The sequence below is a fragment of the Brevibacillus sp. DP1.3A genome, assembly GCF_013284245.2.
GTDB lineage: Bacteria > Bacillota > Bacilli > Brevibacillales > Brevibacillaceae > Brevibacillus.
Window position 1 is genome coordinate 6,142,501 of sequence record NZ_CP085876.1, and the last position, 15,727, is coordinate 6,158,227.

At 49.4% G+C, this 15,727-nt stretch carries 16 protein-coding genes (1 of these 16 cut by a window edge); 2 read left to right on the plus strand and 14 right to left on the minus strand.

What is annotated here, in order from left to right; all coding sequences use genetic code 11:
• From HP399_RS28380 to groES, 3 genes are all read right to left on the minus strand, one after another.
• A protein-coding gene (locus tag HP399_RS28380) for an HAD family hydrolase (protein ID WP_173621340.1) crosses the window boundary here: on the minus strand, positions 1-435 show its 5' portion. 348 nt of this gene lie to the left of the window's left edge; only the first 435 of its 783 coding nucleotides appear in the window; the start codon lies at positions 433-435; the stop codon falls past the left edge of the window.
• A 278-nt stretch (positions 436-713) separates the two neighbouring features.
• Entirely contained in the window at positions 714-2,345 is a 1,632-nt protein-coding gene (groL, locus tag HP399_RS28385) for a chaperonin GroEL (protein WP_173621341.1), read from the minus strand.
• Between the two features lie 55 nt (positions 2,346-2,400).
• Complete coding sequence (gene groES / locus HP399_RS28390) at positions 2,401-2,685, minus strand: co-chaperone GroES (protein ID WP_007721023.1); 285 nt, start codon at positions 2,683-2,685, stop codon at positions 2,401-2,403.
• Between the two features lie 265 nt (positions 2,686-2,950).
• On the opposite strand from groES, the gene HP399_RS28395 reads away from it, so the two are divergent.
• Positions 2,951-4,270, plus strand: a complete 1,320-nt coding sequence (locus HP399_RS28395; protein WP_173621342.1) for a CAP-associated domain-containing protein — start codon at positions 2,951-2,953, stop codon at positions 4,268-4,270.
• A 67-nt stretch (positions 4,271-4,337) separates the two neighbouring features.
• Here the strand turns inward: HP399_RS28395 and HP399_RS28400 are convergent, their stop codons facing one another.
• The 6 genes from HP399_RS28400 to HP399_RS28425 form a co-directional block, all read right to left on the minus strand.
• Positions 4,338-4,757, minus strand: a complete 420-nt coding sequence (locus tag HP399_RS28400; protein WP_173621343.1) for a hypothetical protein — start codon at positions 4,755-4,757, stop codon at positions 4,338-4,340.
• A gap of 105 nt (positions 4,758-4,862) precedes the next feature.
• A complete protein-coding gene (gene tatC / locus HP399_RS28405) occupies positions 4,863-5,639 on the minus strand; it encodes a twin-arginine translocase subunit TatC (protein WP_173621344.1) in 777 nt (258 codons plus the stop codon).
• A gap of 21 nt (positions 5,640-5,660) precedes the next feature.
• The gene (tatA, locus tag HP399_RS28410; RefSeq protein ID WP_173621345.1) at positions 5,661-6,026 is read right to left on the minus strand and encodes a twin-arginine translocase TatA/TatE family subunit; all 366 of its coding nucleotides are present in this window, start codon (positions 6,024-6,026) and stop codon (positions 5,661-5,663) included.
• Between the two features lie 61 nt (positions 6,027-6,087).
• Complete coding sequence (locus tag HP399_RS28415; protein ID WP_173621346.1) at positions 6,088-7,089, minus strand: molybdopterin-binding protein; 1,002 nt, start codon at positions 7,087-7,089, stop codon at positions 6,088-6,090.
• Positions 7,083-7,598, minus strand: a complete 516-nt coding sequence (locus HP399_RS28420) for a MogA/MoaB family molybdenum cofactor biosynthesis protein (RefSeq protein WP_007721035.1) — start codon at positions 7,596-7,598, stop codon at positions 7,083-7,085. The genes HP399_RS28415 and HP399_RS28420 overlap by 7 nt, the downstream gene beginning before the upstream one ends.
• Before the next feature lie 131 nt (positions 7,599-7,729).
• A complete protein-coding gene (locus tag HP399_RS28425; RefSeq protein ID WP_173621347.1) occupies positions 7,730-8,308 on the minus strand; it encodes a 5-formyltetrahydrofolate cyclo-ligase in 579 nt (192 codons plus the stop codon).
• 107 nt (positions 8,309-8,415) lie between these two features.
• Here HP399_RS28425 and HP399_RS28430 point away from each other — a divergent pair, with 107 nt between their 5' ends.
• Positions 8,416-10,350 (plus strand): ABC-F family ATP-binding cassette domain-containing protein, encoded by a 1,935-nt coding sequence (locus tag HP399_RS28430; protein ID WP_173621348.1) that lies wholly within the window; start codon positions 8,416-8,418, stop codon positions 10,348-10,350.
• A gap of 8 nt (positions 10,351-10,358) precedes the next feature.
• Here the strand turns inward: HP399_RS28430 and HP399_RS28435 are convergent, their stop codons facing one another.
• From HP399_RS28435 to tsaE, 5 genes are all read right to left on the minus strand, one after another.
• A complete protein-coding gene (locus HP399_RS28435; protein WP_173621349.1) occupies positions 10,359-12,596 on the minus strand; it encodes a hypothetical protein in 2,238 nt (745 codons plus the stop codon).
• A 414-nt stretch (positions 12,597-13,010) separates the two neighbouring features.
• Positions 13,011-14,093 (minus strand): tRNA (adenosine(37)-N6)-threonylcarbamoyltransferase complex transferase subunit TsaD, encoded by a 1,083-nt coding sequence (gene tsaD, locus HP399_RS28440; RefSeq protein ID WP_173621350.1) that lies wholly within the window; start codon positions 14,091-14,093, stop codon positions 13,011-13,013.
• Positions 14,093-14,548, minus strand: a complete 456-nt coding sequence (gene rimI, locus HP399_RS28445; protein ID WP_012684257.1) for a ribosomal protein S18-alanine N-acetyltransferase — start codon at positions 14,546-14,548, stop codon at positions 14,093-14,095. The genes tsaD and rimI overlap by 1 nt, the downstream gene beginning before the upstream one ends.
• 4 nt (positions 14,549-14,552) lie before the next feature.
• Positions 14,553-15,275, minus strand: a complete 723-nt coding sequence (gene tsaB / locus HP399_RS28450; protein ID WP_173621351.1) for a tRNA (adenosine(37)-N6)-threonylcarbamoyltransferase complex dimerization subunit type 1 TsaB — start codon at positions 15,273-15,275, stop codon at positions 14,553-14,555.
• A complete protein-coding gene (tsaE, locus tag HP399_RS28455) occupies positions 15,256-15,726 on the minus strand; it encodes a tRNA (adenosine(37)-N6)-threonylcarbamoyltransferase complex ATPase subunit type 1 TsaE (protein ID WP_173621352.1) in 471 nt (156 codons plus the stop codon). Before tsaE ends, tsaB begins: the two co-directional genes overlap by 20 nt.
• Position 15,727: the final 1 nt, after the last annotated feature.

A 15,727-nucleotide genomic window follows, 5' to 3' on the forward strand; every position in this document is an offset into this window, starting at 1 on the left:
AATGATCTCATCAAAGTAATCCAGCAAACCTAATGCCTCCATTACTGGTGCCTGAAACTTGTAAAAGCCATTTGTGACCACTGCCAACGAAAAGCCTCGCCTCTTTATCTCCTCGAGCATCTGGGGAATTCCATCCTCGAGCAAATCAACCTTGGGCATTACAGAGTGTTTCCGAACCAGCGATTCAATATCAATCTTTTTTTCTATACACAATGCATCGCATCTACTAACAAGGATATCATCCCAATCATACGCTTCTACGTAGCGTTCTTGGGACATACGCCGCTCATGCTCGGTTACCATTTCTGAAACAATATCATGCTCTCTTCCTAACTGACCGGAGATTACACGCGCAATCTCCGGAAATACCCACGCTCCAAATGGGTTTTGCATCAAGGTTCCATCCAGATCAAAGCTAATCCAGCGTTTGCTCATTTTATCGCCCCCGACGTAAGTCCTTCGATAAATTGCTTGGAAGCAAATCATCGGTAATGATGAGCTGTGTCGTACTCCCCAAATAGTGTAAGCACGCCTAACGGAATGGTGCTAAATTCTTCGCTTAAATAGATAAGCGGCTAAAAGAAGTCATCCCACACTCCGATCAGATGAACTATCCCCACCATCGCCAGTTTCATTGGCAGCATTAAGCCAAGCACAAAAAAGAGACAGACGATTTGTCTGCCTCTCTTTGAAGAAAACGGCGAGCCGCTTTCTTACATCATGCCCATACCGCCCATGCCACCCATATCTGGCATGCCCATAGGAGCTTTGTTTTCTTCTGGTTTGTCAGCAATTACTGCTTCTGTAGTCAGGAACATAGCCGCTACAGATGCAGCGTTGGACAGTGCGGAACGAGTAACTTTCGCCGCGTCAACGATACCAGCTTCGAGCATGTTTACATACTCTTCAGTTGCAGCGTTGAAGCCGATGCCCACTGCTTCTTTTTTCAGACGCTCTACGATTACAGAACCTTCGAGTCCTGCGTTCGCAGCGATTTGACGAACTGGCTCTTCCAGGGAACGGAGTACGATTTGTACACCTACAGCCTCTTCGCCACCTACGTTGATCGCTTCAACCGCTTTGATTGCGTTGATCAAAGTAGTACCACCACCAGGTACGATACCTTCTTCTACTGCTGCGCGAGTAGAGTTCAGAGCGTCCTCGATGCGGAGTTTTTTCTCTTTCAGTTCGGTTTCAGTAGCTGCACCGACTTTGATTACTGCTACACCGCCAGCCAATTTAGCCAGACGCTCTTGCAGTTTTTCGCGATCGAAATCGGAAGTAGTATCTTCGATTTGTTGACGGATTTGCGTTACGCGGCCCTCGATGGAAGCCTTGTCGCCAGCACCTTCAACAACAGTTGTGTTTTCTTTTGTAACCACGATTTTGCCAGCGCGGCCCAGTTGCTCCAGCTTAGCGGATTTCAGGTCCAGACCCAGCTCTTCTGTAATTACTTCACCGCCAGTGAGAGCAGCGATGTCTTGCAGCATAGCTTTGCGGCGATCGCCGAAGCCAGGAGCTTTAACCGCTACAGCTGTGAAGGTACCACGCAGTTTGTTCACTACGAGAGTAGCGAGCGCTTCGCCTTCAACATCTTCAGCGATGATCAGGAGTGGTTTGCCACTTTGTACGACTTGCTCGAGTACAGGCAGAACTTCCTGGATGTTGGAGATTTTTTTGTCAGTGATCAGGATGTAAGGGTTGTTCAGAACCGCTTCCATCTTGTCAGTGTCAGTGATCATGTAAGGGGAAGCGTAGCCACGGTCAAATTGCATACCTTCTACTACTTCCAGCTCTGTTACGAATCCTTTGGATTCTTCAACAGTGATTACGCCATCTTTGCCCACTTTTTCCATTGCTTCAGCGATCAGGTTACCAACTTCTGGATCGTCAGCGGAAATAGCAGCTACTTGCGCGATAGAGGATTTGTTCTCAACCGGCTTCGCGATGGATTTGATTTCTTCTACAGCTGCACGAACTGCTTTTTCCATACCACGACGGATAACCATTGGGTTAGCGCCAGCAGTTACGTTTTTCAGACCTTCACGGATCATAGCTGCAGCAAGTACAGTTGCAGTTGTTGTACCGTCACCAGCGATGTCGTTGGTTTTGGTAGCAACTTCTTTAACCAATTGCGCACCCATGTTTTCGTAAGCGTCTTCCAGTTCGATTTCTTTCGCGATGGTAACACCGTCGTTAGTGATCAACGGAGAACCGAATTTTTTCTCAAGAACCACGTTGCGGCCTTTTGGACCGAGGGTCACTTTAACCGCATTTGCCAAAGTTTCAACACCGCGGAGCATGGAGCGGCGAGCGTCTTCAGAGAATTTGACTTGTTTAGCCATCTAATCTCTACCTCCTGTTATGTGTTTATTCGTTCGACTTCCTATGTTAAGAGCCTTAACCGATGATCGCGAGGATATCGGATTCGCGCAGCACGAGGTATTCTTTGTTGTCTACCTTTACTTCAGTACCAGCGTATTTGGAGAAGATTACTTTATCGCCTTCTTTTACTTCCAAAGCGATGCGCTCGCCGTTGTCAGCAACACGGCCAGAACCTACTGCGATTACGCGGCCTTCTTGCGGTTTTTCCTTTGCAGAATCAGGCAAAACGATACCGCTTGCAGTCGTTTCGTCTTTGGAGATAGCTTCGATTACCACACGGTCACCCAATGGCTTAAGCACTAAAAACACCCTCCTCAAAAAATGTAGGTAAACAATATTTCTGTTGTTAGCACTCGACTGTTATGAGTGCTAACACCCAATTCCTATAATAATGAATCACTATGTACTTTGCAAGTAGTTTCCCTCACTTTTTTCCATATGCAACTGCTTGACTACTCTTCCTCCTATTAAATTGCATTCTCTAGCAAAAAGGTTCTAGTATTCGGACACGCTCATATAAATGAAGCATAGAATCAGGCAAGCTCGCCAAGGAGGGAATTGTTCCATGCACAAATGGCTCTGGATTGGCTTAATTGCCCTGGGAGTCTTGGGAATCAGCCGTCTCTTCACTTCGGATACTACTTCCTTTATACGTGTCAACCTTAACCCAGCCTCCATCTATTGGGATGGCCGTGAAATCGTCGCAAACGAAAAGCCCGAGTACTACACGGAGGATGGCAAGGAAATACCAGCTTCCTTAGAATACGAAGGAACGCTATATGTACCTCTGTCCATGATCAGTCGCCACTTGAATAAGCCTATCGGTTGGGATGAAACTTCCCAAACTGCTTGGGTCGGTCAACCTCCTGTATTCTCAATCGGACAACCTGAAAAACAGACTACACCCGATGCAGTCCCTGCCTCTCTGTCGCTTCCCCAAAAGCCTGCAACAACCAAACCACCTGCAGCACCCATTCGAGAGGAGAAGCCTAACACGATTTTCGATATAGCTCTTGGCATTTCTTCTAAGGAAGTACACAAACTGTTAGGTGAGCCTGCCCGCAAAGAGCCAAGCAGTCTCGGCTTTCAATGGTGGGTGTACAATCGTGAGCCTGCCCGATACATTCAAGTCGGCATCGCAGATGACAAAGTCGTCGATGTGTACTCTCTTGCTCCGACAGCAAAGCTCGGAAACATCGGAGTTGGCACCAGCCAGCAATCACTCGAGCGTCAGTTGGATGTACACAACATTGTTTCTTTCTCTTTTCAGGGGGCACAAATCCAGATTACCAATCAAAAGCAGCAACGCCCTCTCGTTATGAAAGACGGCACCCCCTTCATTTATTACTTGGACAAGCAGAATGGCAACAAAGTCACCGCCGTACGTATGATGGATACGCAAATGCTATTGCGCGGCAGTTTTTACGAAACGAAATGGACCTATCAAGGTCAGGCACCCAATTTTGATCCCCCGCCGCTTCGTGTCGGTGAACGAGAGCAAGTCAATGCTGCATCTGAACGGCAAATCCTCGATCTGGTCAATGTCTCCCGCTACCGATACAAGCTTGCGCCCCTTCAATGGAACGAAAAAGCTGCCGATGTGGCACGAAAACACAGCATAGACATGGAGGGCAACAATTTCTTTGATCACATCTCTGTGACTACCGGCAGTAATCCATTTGACCGCATGAAAAGTGCCTCTCTCGCTTACAGCATGGCCGGAGAGAATATTGCAGCAGGCTACACAGATGCCATCGAAGCCCATGAAGGCTGGATGAACAGTCCAGGTCATCGCAAAAACGTACTCGAAAAAGGCTTTACCCAATTAGGAGTGGGCGTATATACAGACTACTTCACCCAAACCTTCCTCACTCCCATGAAATAATCGAAAAGCCCGGTTTCGTCGCTTTTTATGGACGACCGGGCTTGTTTTTGCAAGAAGAAGCGCCACTTTACGGCAATTTCACCTGCTCTCTCAGATGGTCAACTTTTTCGGTAAACTCCACAACGACCGTCTCATATTCTTTCGTGTGCAGAATCAGCCACGGACGACGCTCCCCTTTTTTGGGCATGATGACAAACATCTCTGCAATCATCGCATCGAGATTAGCGGATTTTAGCTTTATTGGCTTTGGGGGGACAAGCGGAATTTTCACGATCATGGCGGAATCCAACGATGGATTAAACTCCAACACCCGTCCACTCACACTCTGCAAAATTTGCTGGGCTTCCTCCTGAAAGCCAGATGTATTTTCAAAGCTAGCCACAACGCGCTGCTTGTCCGTATCAAACAGCTCGATAGGCTCCCCCAGCCCGGCGGCATTAGCAGTACTCCCAGAAAAGAGCAACGCCAAACATACGATCAGCCACATATTCAGCACCTCCCGGATCATAACTTCCGTAGTATTTCCCAATTTCTGCTGAAATACAAAAAAAGTCCTCTGCCACTCGGGACAGAAGACTTTTTTCAACGCTCATTATTGAACGGGTTCGTTTGTTTCCAGACTGCCGTATTCTTGTTCCCACGCTTCTTGTTCTTTCAATTGCTTGCGATATACAACACGGGATAGCCAAATGCTCAGCTCGTACAGCAACAGCAAAGGGATGATCACGAGAATATCACTGACAATCTCAGGAGGTGTTAAGGTAATCCCGACTACAGCTAGTGCAAAGTAAGCGTAGCGTCGTGCCTTTGCCAGCCTCATTGGATTGAGGATGCGCAGTCTCGTCAGGAACATGACGATAATCGGCAGTTGGAACAGTATGCCGAACGGAATGACCATATTAAACATGAAGCCAAAGTATTGCGCGATTCCGTAGTTCGGGTCTGCGCCCATCGATGCTGTAATACTGGTCATAAACTGCATGACCATCGGGAAAACGACGTAGTAGCCAAACAGGATACCAACGATAAACAGAAAACAAGCCGCCGGGATGAAATAAAGCGTCCCGCGCTTTTCCTGTACTTCCATCCCTGGCGAAACAAAACGCCAAACGTGATAAAGTGCTACAGGCAGTGTGATGACAGCGCCCACTATGAAGGCAACCTGCATGTAAACACGAAGTGCGTCTGACGGATGCAACGAGACAATGGGCACGCCATCCGCAATCGGTTCTTGCTTTAAATAATCCACGAGTGGACCGGCGAGGAAAAACCCGACGACCAGTGCGACAATAAACACGGCCAGCACCCATATGATGCGCTTGCGCAGTTCCGTCAGGTGTTCTACCACTGTCATTTCCTGATCCTTCATGGTAACCACCAACCTTACCTGTTACGCGTTCTTCTGTTCTTTTTCCATTTGCAGGCGCTCTAGCTCCAGCTTCTCGCGGATTTCTTTTTCCAAGCGCTCGCGTTCCATTTTTTCACGAACTTCGCGTTCAATTCGCTCCCGCTCCGTTGCTTCCTTCTCAGTGACAACAGGCGTTGTTTTCGCAGACGCTTCTTTGGAGGCTAGCTCCTTGCGCTTTTTCTCCTCATCGTCGTCTTCATCGTCGCTCGTCAGACTACGCGTAGCATTTTTGAATTCTTTCAAAGTATGACCTACCGCACGCCCCAATTCTGGAAGCTTTTTCGGACCGAAAAGCACCAAGGCTAAAACTAAAATTAAGATTAATCCAGGAATCCCGATTGAGCTCATACGTGTTCACTCCTTTTTCTTGTGAAGTCGTTTGCTTTTCGTTATTTGCCAGTCTAACCAGCTAGCACTTTCGTAAACCACCATATCCGAGTCTTGTCATATCGGAAGCGACTATTCGCTCCCCAACCAAAATGCGCGGCAAAAATACATCAAAGGAAGTAAACGTTTCATGCATGACCGCTCCCGGCAAACCGAGAATCGGCACATCGCCTTTGTAAGCAACCATTAGCATGGAGCCCGGCAGCATCGGCGTACCGTAGCGCACTACTTCCGCTCCTACTCCTGCAATCGCTCCCGGCGTGCGGTCATCTGGATCGACAGACATGCCACCCGTGACCAAGATCAGATCGACTCCTTCATCGAGGAACGAATGAATCTGTTGTTCGATCGCTTCCTTGTCATCTGGCGCAAAACGCTGGTCTACTAGAGTAGAGCCGAGAGCTTCTACCTTGTTTCGAATCACAGGACCGAACTTGTCTGCAATCCTGCCAGAGAAAACTTCTCCCCCTGTCGTAACAAGCCCCACTCTTTTATCCTGAAACGTTTTTACTTGTACAATCGGTTCGTCAAACTGTTTGGCCAGTTGCTCCAGCTCGATGATTCGAGACTCTTCCATAATTAACGGGATGATTCTCGTAGCAGCCAATGTATGTCCCGGATGCACGACCTGATCGCCGTAAATCGTGGAGAACGCAATTCCTTCGAGTTTGTTCAACGCATGGACAGCTTCCTCGTTGATTTTGGCCAAACCGGTTCTCGCAGCCTTCATCGACACCTTGCCCTCATAAGGAGGCGTCAAGGTCAAGCCTGGTCCGGATACAGCCTTCGCGATACGAATGCCTGCTTCTTCCTCATGGATGTAGCCTTCTGGCATCTCCAGCACGTAAATATGTTCTTTGCCAATCGACAACAGCGGCTCAATATCCGCCTCGGTGACAACATGCCCTTTTTTAAACAAGCGTCCTTTGAATTCTCCAGGCAAGATTTGCGTCATATCGTGAGGAAGCATCATTCCGATCGCTTCACGCACTGGCACTTCCCGCATCTGAGGTTTTTCTACCAATGCAATCCTCCCCAATCTTCATTTGCTTCTCCCGTTCCTTGCAAAATGTGCAAAGCGTCGGATAGCATATCGCCAATCGCATTGAAACAGATTTCTACTCCTTTCGGATTACCTGGGAGGTTGATAATCAACGAATTACCCCTCGTTCCCGCAACTGCCCGGGTCAACATCGCCCGGCGGGATTGCTTCAAACCAGCACGGCGCATTTCTTCGGCCAAGCCTGGGACTGGTCTGTCAATGACCCACGCTGTCACTTCTGGCGTAACGTCACGCGGGCTAAGCCCCGTGCCCCCCGTAACAATCAACAGATCGCATTTTTCGCGGTCTACGAGCTCAATCATATGTTCTTGCAAATCTTCCATATCATCACTAACGGCACGGTATACAGCGACATCTACGTGAAGCCATTCCCTTGTCAGATGACGAACGATTGGCATACGATCGTCCACACGATCTCCTCTGGCAATCGAATCACTTGCAGAAATAACGCCTACCTTCCACTTGCTCACGATACATTCCTCCGGTTTCTCATTCGATAGTATTGTACACTTTTCTGTCAAAAACGTCTCGTCGTTTTTCCTTGGCGGATAGCACCATTCGCGACAGTAGAAGGCATGAAAAAGCTACTGACACAAAACATTCAAAAATGCAGAAGACCTTTTTCGGTGACAACTTCATCTAACAAAACATCATGAGACTCTAGCGGTACATGCTCCACAACCTGAATAGAAAAGCCGACTCCAACCAAGAACGGGAGCTTTTTCAGCGTTGCCAGAAAGCGGTCATAATAACCACCGCCATACCCCATACGTCCGCCCTTGCTGTCAAAAGCAACGCCGGGAACAAGGAGCGCATCCAAGTGTGATACGTCCGCTTCTTCTGCCAAAGCAGGGTCCGGCTCCCAAATCCCGTAGACTCCTTGCTTTAGCATGTGCGGTCCTGTATACCGATAGGGAATGAGACGTCTATCGGCAACGTTTGTGAGCGGCAGCCATATGTCTTGGCCTCGCTTTTTTGCCTCATGTAGAAAGGGCAGAATATCCAGTTCATCTCCAAAAGGATGGAAAGCCATGATTGCTTTGGCATCAGCCAGCCTTTCATGAGACAGCAAATGATCGCATACCTCTCTGGAAAACTGCTCCCGTTCCCTTGCAGACATGGACTTGCGTCTCTCCAAAATATGGCTTCGCAGCTGTTTTTTATTCGTTTTTTGGTCCATGACAACCTCTTCCCTCTCTCGTAACGTGCATGGGACATTCCCACGAGGCTTGTCCCATGCGCTCTCTCTAGGCTACACTGGCATTAGTATATAAAGAGGTGAATCCGATGATTTTGCTACAAGCTGAACATATAGAAAAAACGTACGGTATCGAAACCATTCTACAAGACATCTCCCTGCAAATTCAAACCGGGGAACGGGTTGGTCTGGTTGGCGTAAACGGTGCAGGCAAATCGACTCTGATGAAGATCCTCGCCGGCGAGCTAAGCTATGACAAAGGAATTATCCGCATTCCAAAGGATGTTACACTCGGGTATTTGGCACAAAACAGTGGCCTTGAATCGGAACGATCGATTTGGGATGAGTTGCTCTCCGTATTTTCCCATCTACAAAAAGAAGAGCTGGAGCTTCGTGAGCTCGAGGCCAAAATGGGCGACCCGGCTATTCTCGCTGATGAGAAACGTTACCAGCAACTGTTGGAAAATTACTCTCACCGCTCGGAAGCCTTTAAGGAAAAGGGCGGCTACAGCTACGAGGGTGCGATACGTGGGGTTTTGCACGGCCTGCGCTTTGCGGACTTCGATTACACGACGCCGATCCGCACATTGAGCGGCGGACAAAAGACTCGTCTGGCACTCGCCAAGCTGCTGCTCCAATCTCCCACCATTCTCCTGCTCGATGAGCCGACGAACTATCTGGACATCGAGACACTGACTTGGCTGGAGACGTATTTGCAAAACTACCAGGGTGCCATTCTCGTAGTTTCCCATGACCGTTACTTTCTGGACAAGCTCGTGACCGTTGTCTATGAAATCGAACGGACACGCGCTACCCGCTATGTCGGTAACTATAGCCGCTTCCTCGATGAAAAGGCAGCTCGGCTCGAACAGGATTTGAAGCGATTCGAAAAGCAGCAGGAAGAGATCGCCAAGCTGGAGGATTTCATCGCGCGAAACATCGCTAGGGCTACGACGACCAAACGAGCACAGAGCCGACGCAAGACGTTGGAAAAGATTGACCGCTTGGACAAGCCAATCATGAACAACAAATCCGTCCACTTCTCCTTTGATGTGGCGAAAATGAGCGGCACCATTGTGATGAAAGCAAACAACGTCGCGATTGGCTACCCGGATGCTGTCCTTTCTCAGGGCCTTACGTTTGAAATCGAGCGCGAGGAGCGTGTGGCATTGGTCGGTCCCAATGGTATCGGGAAATCGACACTGTTAAAAACGATTGTGGAACAGTTGCCTAAGCTGCGTGGCGATATTCATTTCGGAAGCAATGTAACGATCGGGTACTACGACCAGGAGCATCGTAACCTGAACGAACGGAATACGGTGCTGGGCGAAATTTGGGATGAGTACCCGAACATGCAGGAAAAGGACGTCCGCACCTTACTCGGCAACTTCTTGTTTAGCGGTGATGATGTACAAAAGAAGATCAGCGACCTTTCTGGAGGAGAGCGTGCACGCGTCTCTCTGGCAAAGCTCATGCTGAAGCAAGCAAACTTCCTGATCTTCGACGAGCCGACGAACCACTTGGATATTTTCAGCAAGGAAGTGCTCGAGAATGCCCTCTACGATTATCCGGGTACGATCCTGTTCGTCTCCCATGACCGTTACTTCTTAAACAAGATTGCCTCCCGTGTACTAGAGCTGACAGGTGATGGCGTAACCAGCTATTTGGGTAACTATGATTACTTCGTGGAGAAAAAGCAGGAACTGGAAGAACTCGCAGCCGAACAAGCAGCACAGCCCTCAAAAAAACAAGGCGGTACCGTATCGGCACAGCCTGAGAAATCCTCTTATGAGCTAGATAAGGAAGCGAAACGTCGCGAACGTCAACGTCAGCGCCGTTTGGAAGAAATTGAGGTCACGATCCAAAAACGAGAGGCTGACATTGTCAAATGGGAGGAAGAGCTATGTCTCCCGGAAATTTATAGCGATCATGTGCAGGCAAAAGAACGCAACGATCAAATCCATGCTGCCAAAGAAGAACTAGAGCAGTTGTATGACGAGTGGAGCGCGCTATCAGAGGAGTAATCCCGTCTTCATGTAGAACAGCGCTCCTGCACAGGCTCCTCCAAGGCGGCATAGAGAGCAGGCACCACTAGAAAGGTAATGCAGGTGGCTGCTGTGACGATGCCTGAGTCATTGAGGATCAACCCAGCCAGTGCACCGACAATGACACCAGCAAAGCCTTTGACTAAGTAAGGCGTGTCCTTCGCCAAATGGTGCAAAAAGCGGTCGTTTTTCAAGCTGAGAACGCTTAATGCAATCAGGGAGACGACAAATGCTTTGCTCCAAATGGAAACGCGAATCAAACGGAGATTCATCGCCAGCTTGCGTTCAATCATCTGCCCTACCTCGGACCATTCACCATGTACAATCTGCTGAGAAAGCCGTCCGACATGAGTCAAGGGCTGATCTGACATGAGACTGATCGCCATCAAACTGCATACTCCCATAACTAGGCCGCCTGCCAACAGAAGGAGGCCTTTTTTGCCGATTCGCCAGCCCTCAAGCCGTGACAATGCCACGGAAAATCCAATCAGCCCCGCGAGAAAACCGCCTGCGTCCGTTCCTAGGTTCGGTGCCACCATGTAATAAAGCACGACACTGTATATGGCTGCGGAGACAGCAGGCAACCATTTATTTTCCCTAGTTAGCTCCTTTTGTCCCCCACGCATTCTCTCGTACAGCGAAGCCACAAGCATGATCGTGCTGCCGATCAGGACCCCTTCGTATTCATTTCCTAGCCCGTAAAACCTCGCTCCGATTACTGGATCATACCCGAGGTACGATTGCCGCATCAAATGAGCGCCCGTCCATCCGTCTACCAGCAAAATGGCTGTCGTCACTCCGCTAACCGTCATCACGATTCGCGGGAGAGCGTGGGTTTCCTGCCAAAAAGCCGCGATCAGGGCAGTCATGATAAGCCCCCCCAAGACTACCGCGCCAGAAACCTGCCAGTCTAGCAGGCTCTCTGCCAAAAGCAATGCGGGAAACCATAATAAAGCCAGCAGCGCGAGACGTATTCCTCTACGAAGCCGCAAAAGACCTGCCCATTCCCGCTTCCGCCCAAACCACCAAAGAACGACGGCACACCCTACAATGACAATCTGCAGCATGACGTAGGTATAGAGCACTGCTGGCCGTGTCGCATATGTATGATGAATCTCGCCTACCTGATTCTGAAGGGCAGTGAGACCACTCCCTTTTTCGATACGTATGACATGACCAGCCAACCCTTTTGGTACGGGTACATCCAGCCAAGACAGTACGGTTGGTACCACATCGAGTCCACTGACTAATCCCGACTGCCTCGTGGTAGCTGATGTCAAAACTCCACTCGCTTTCTCTCCCCAAATGAACACTGGAGTTAAGAGAGCCTTTTCTTTTGTCGCCACATGATTGACGGCTGGTGATGCCAATACAATGCGTTGGTGTGGTTTACGTTCCACAAGGAGCTGGTCAAGGAAAAAGGACAAGTCACGCAAAACACGCTGATACTGCCGGGTAAACTGACCTGGGTCCATATCCGCACTCAACTGGTATAACCGGGATAAATCTGAGAGTTGAGCAATGATCAAGCCCGCTTGACGCTCACTATGGATTTTCTCAAGCAGGTAAGCGTAGTTTGTCTTGATCCCGTACGGATAGCCGCGAAGGAGCTCCATGCTTTTTGTAGAAATGTCCCCTGTCGGAACCCTTCCTTGCTGATCCATCGCAAACAGAACGGCATGTCTCTGTCGGATATCCTCATAGTCACCGTTTCCGTATAAAGCGACCTGAATGTTGTTTGCAGCAAGCTCGGTCCCAAGGAGCCCGATTTGCGCAGAATACGGTTTCTCCCGATTATCTGCCAAGAGCCGGAAAATACCCGGAAAAATGATCGAGGAGCGCACCACCGCCTGCGCCTGATCACTGCCCAGCTCTTGCGCCCGTTCACCGGCTGTTTCCCTGGACGATAGCGCTTCATACGGATGATAGCCTGTCCCGCTCTTTTCAGAGTAAAACGCTTGACCGCCGCTCCCCATGAGCAGGTAGCCGTTCGCGGCTGTGCGCGATCCGGGTGTTCTTATGGACAGAGCCCCAGCTCCTGCATCATCCAACCATTTATCCACAGTAGATAACTTTTTTAGCTGCTCCAGATCATGAAACGACATCCCCTCCACAAACAGCATGATGACCTGTTGTTTTTCCTTTGCTACCAATGGTTTTCCTATATTTGTAACTAGAAACAATATCAAGAACAACAAGCAAATCAGCGCGAGTTTCTTTCTCACGAGTCTACCTCCTGTTGATAACTCGACTTTTTTATCCACATTTTCCACAGAATAATCCACAGAGTACATGCGGTTTTCCCGGTCATTTTCTCGTGTTATCACCAGTATTCACAGGAGTATATGTGAACAATCCAGAAAGTTATCCTATGATGTGGATAAATCTAAAGAGTTACTCCCTTGGCTGGAAAAGATGCTGACGTGAGACGAAGCAGGTCCTAATTTTGAGGATGTGAAGAGTGGCAAGTAAGGAATGAGTATGTGGGACTATCCATCTTGGATGGTCCCTTAGTATATTTGGGGTTTAAATTGTGTATTTAAATGTTGATCAAGGCCTCGTAGGAAGAAGCCCTTCGTTTAAACAAACAAAAAACGCATCTCTGATTCAACCTCAGAGATGCTTTTCATCCGGTCACTCTATTGCTCAGAAAGCGACAAGCTTGGGACTCCGTTCAAATCAAGCCCCTCAAACTGTCCTTTTTCATACTTGATAAAGCCTGCTGCCGCAATCATCGCAGCGTTGTCCGTACATAGTAAGAACGGTGGAATCACCAACGGAATTCCTTCTGCCTCGCACCTTGCTTGCAGTCGATCACGCAATCCGCGATTCGCCGCGACGCCCCCGGCCAGCAGTACCTGCTTCGCTCCATGAGAACGAGCTGCCCGAATCGTCTTTTCTACGAGCACCTCTGTTACCGAGTCTTGGAAGCTCGCAGCCAGATTCGCCGGTTCGATCGTCTCTCCTCGCTGAGCTGCATTGTGCAACGTATTGAGCACAGCTGACTTCAAGCCACTGAAGCTGAAATCGTAGGAATCTGGCTCCAGCCATGAACGAGGGAGCGGTACATTTGCCTCCCCTTCATGTGCGAGACGATCAATATGAGGTCCGCCTGGATATGGCATATTCAGCGCTCGTGCTACCTTGTCATACGCTTCCCCTGCAGCGTCATCTCGCGTTTCCCCTAAAATCTCGAACTGACCGTGCTCCTTCATCCAGACAAGCTCCGTATGCCCGCCCGATACGACGAGTGCGATCAGCGGAAACTCCATTTCTTGCACCAGACGATTCGCGTAAATATGACCTGCGATATGATGCACGCCAATTAGCGGGATGCCTCTGGCCATGGAAATGGCTTTTGCTGCTGCCACGCCAACTAACAGGGCTCCGACAAGCCCAGGCCCGTACGTCACCGCAATTGCCTGGATGTCATCCAGCGTTTTCCCAGCCTCGGTTAGAGCCTCTTCGATGGTAAGCGTAATATTCTCTACATGTCTGCGAGAAGCCACCTCCGGCACGACTCCGCCAAACCTTTTATGGATATCGGCTTGGGAAGCAATGACGTTCGACAGCACCTCTCGGCCATCACGGATGACAGAAGCCGATGTCTCGTCGCAGCTTGTTTCAATTCCTAAAATATAAGTAGGAGCACCTGATTCCCTATGTGCTTCGTATTTTTGCTGTATGCGCTTCTCGTAGCGCGACGTATACGTCTTTTTCATTACAATGTCACCCACATAATGATTGCGTCCTCATTGTTATCCGAATAATATCTCTTGCGCCGCCCATGCTCTTTAAAGCCGAGCTTGATATACATGTTCCGCGCAACTGTGTTCGAAGGTCGAACTTCCAGCGTCATGCTATGGGCACCCTGCAGCTTGGCAACACCCATCATTTTGATCATCAGTGCCAATCCAACCTTTTTTCCACGATATAATGGATGGACGGCAATATTTGTAATATGTGCCTCATCGATCACAATCCACATACCGCAATAAGCGATAATCCGATTTTGGTGAGCGACGACTACATAGCGTGCATTTGGATTTCTCGTCAGCTCGTTGACAAATGCATCATGCGGCCATGGAGTTGTAAAAGCCAAGCGCTCCAGCTCTGCCACAGCCCCAACGTCCTGCATCGTCATATAACGATATTCCAAATCGATTGGTTGACTCATGCTTTTACTCCTTTACGGCCCCCGCCTGCTTTTGGGCAAGCCACTTCGCTTCTGCTTCTGCCAGTTGCAAATACTCCGGAACCAGTTCATGCGCATTTCCGCCGCCTTGAAGCTTGCGCAGTGCCACATAGCCGATATGGGCAGCACGCGGGTGATTGAATGCTGGAGAAGCAAATTGCGCCTGATTCCCGAGCTCTTGCACAATCGTCTCCCGATGCAGCCTTACATCTTCACCCAAGAACAAGATCGGCTCTCCTTGCGCTTGATCTCTCAACAGTGGCAGCCATTCTCGCAATAGGATGATTTGTTCTGTGGACTGCGCTCGCAACGCCTCCATGCCATCGGAACGATAACAGCCGGTATACACTTGACCTCTGCGCGCATCGAACAGCGGTACAATCAATCCAGAGAAGCCTGTGGCATTCATGGCAATTACCTCCAGGCTGGATACACCGATGACTGGCACATTCAGTGACCAAGCCATGCTTTTCGCAGAGGCAACGCCGATTCTTACACCCGTGTAGGAGCCCGGTCCGTTTGCCACCCCGAAACCGCTGAGTTCCTCTGGCGCTGTTCCTGTTGCATCGAGCAGTTCACTGACGCAGTCCATCAGACGCACGGAATGGTTTTTTTGCTGGTTCGTCGTCATTTCGGCCAAGACCCGCTCTTCCTCTACCACAGCTACACTTAGCACCAGATTCGATGTATCAATCGCCAGTACGCGCATCAAAATCAAACTCCTCACACAATTTCACATAACGATTCCCTTGAGGAACCAGCTCGATCATCCGCTGTTCCTCCCCTTCTCTACGTAGGAAGACGGTCATCCGATCTGTCGGCAGGACATCCTCGATCAAAGAGGCCCACTCTACTACACAGACACCTTCTCCAAAAAAGTAATCGTCCAGACCAAGAGAGTCTGGGTCATCGCCTACCCGGTAGACATCCATATGATAAAGCGGCAAGCGCCCCTGATATTCTTTTATGATAGTAAAGGTCGGACTGTTCACTACTTGTCGGACTTCTAGTCCTTTGGCCAACCCCTGGGTAAAAGTCGTCTTGCCCGCTCCCAGATCTCCCTCCATCGCGAGGAAGTCACCTGGTACAAGCAGACTTGCCAGTTGCTCGGCAAAGCGCTGCGTCTCCTGCGCTCCCGTGAGCCTCCATGTATAGCTCATC

What these genes read in the sequence shown, in the direction of transcription:
- groL (WP_173621341.1), bottom strand. Translation starts at nt 2,345, where the DNA reads ATGGCTAAACAAGTCAAATTCTCTGAAGACGCTCGCCGCTCCATGCTC.
- HP399_RS28395 (WP_173621342.1), top strand. Translation starts at nt 2,951, where the DNA reads ATGCACAAATGGCTCTGGATTGGCTTAATTGCCCTGGGAGTCTTGGGA.
- HP399_RS28400 (WP_173621343.1), bottom strand. Translation starts at nt 4,757, where the DNA reads ATGTGGCTGATCGTATGTTTGGCGTTGCTCTTTTCTGGGAGTACTGCT.
- tatC (WP_173621344.1), bottom strand. Translation starts at nt 5,639, where the DNA reads ATGAAGGATCAGGAAATGACAGTGGTAGAACACCTGACGGAACTGCGC.
- tatA (WP_173621345.1), bottom strand. Translation starts at nt 6,026, where the DNA reads ATGAGCTCAATCGGGATTCCTGGATTAATCTTAATTTTAGTTTTAGCC.
- HP399_RS28425 (WP_173621347.1), bottom strand. Translation starts at nt 8,308, where the DNA reads ATGGACCAAAAAACGAATAAAAAACAGCTGCGAAGCCATATTTTGGAG.
- HP399_RS28430 (WP_173621348.1), top strand. Translation starts at nt 8,416, where the DNA reads ATGATTTTGCTACAAGCTGAACATATAGAAAAAACGTACGGTATCGAA.
- tsaD (WP_173621350.1), bottom strand. Translation starts at nt 14,093, where the DNA reads ATGAAAAAGACGTATACGTCGCGCTACGAGAAGCGCATACAGCAAAAA.
- rimI (WP_012684257.1), bottom strand. Translation starts at nt 14,548, where the DNA reads ATGAGTCAACCAATCGATTTGGAATATCGTTATATGACGATGCAGGAC.
- tsaB (WP_173621351.1), bottom strand. Translation starts at nt 15,275, where the DNA reads ATGCGCGTACTGGCGATTGATACATCGAATCTGGTGCTAAGTGTAGCT.
- tsaE (WP_173621352.1), bottom strand. Translation starts at nt 15,726, where the DNA reads ATGAGCTATACATGGAGGCTCACGGGAGCGCAGGAGACGCAGCGCTTT.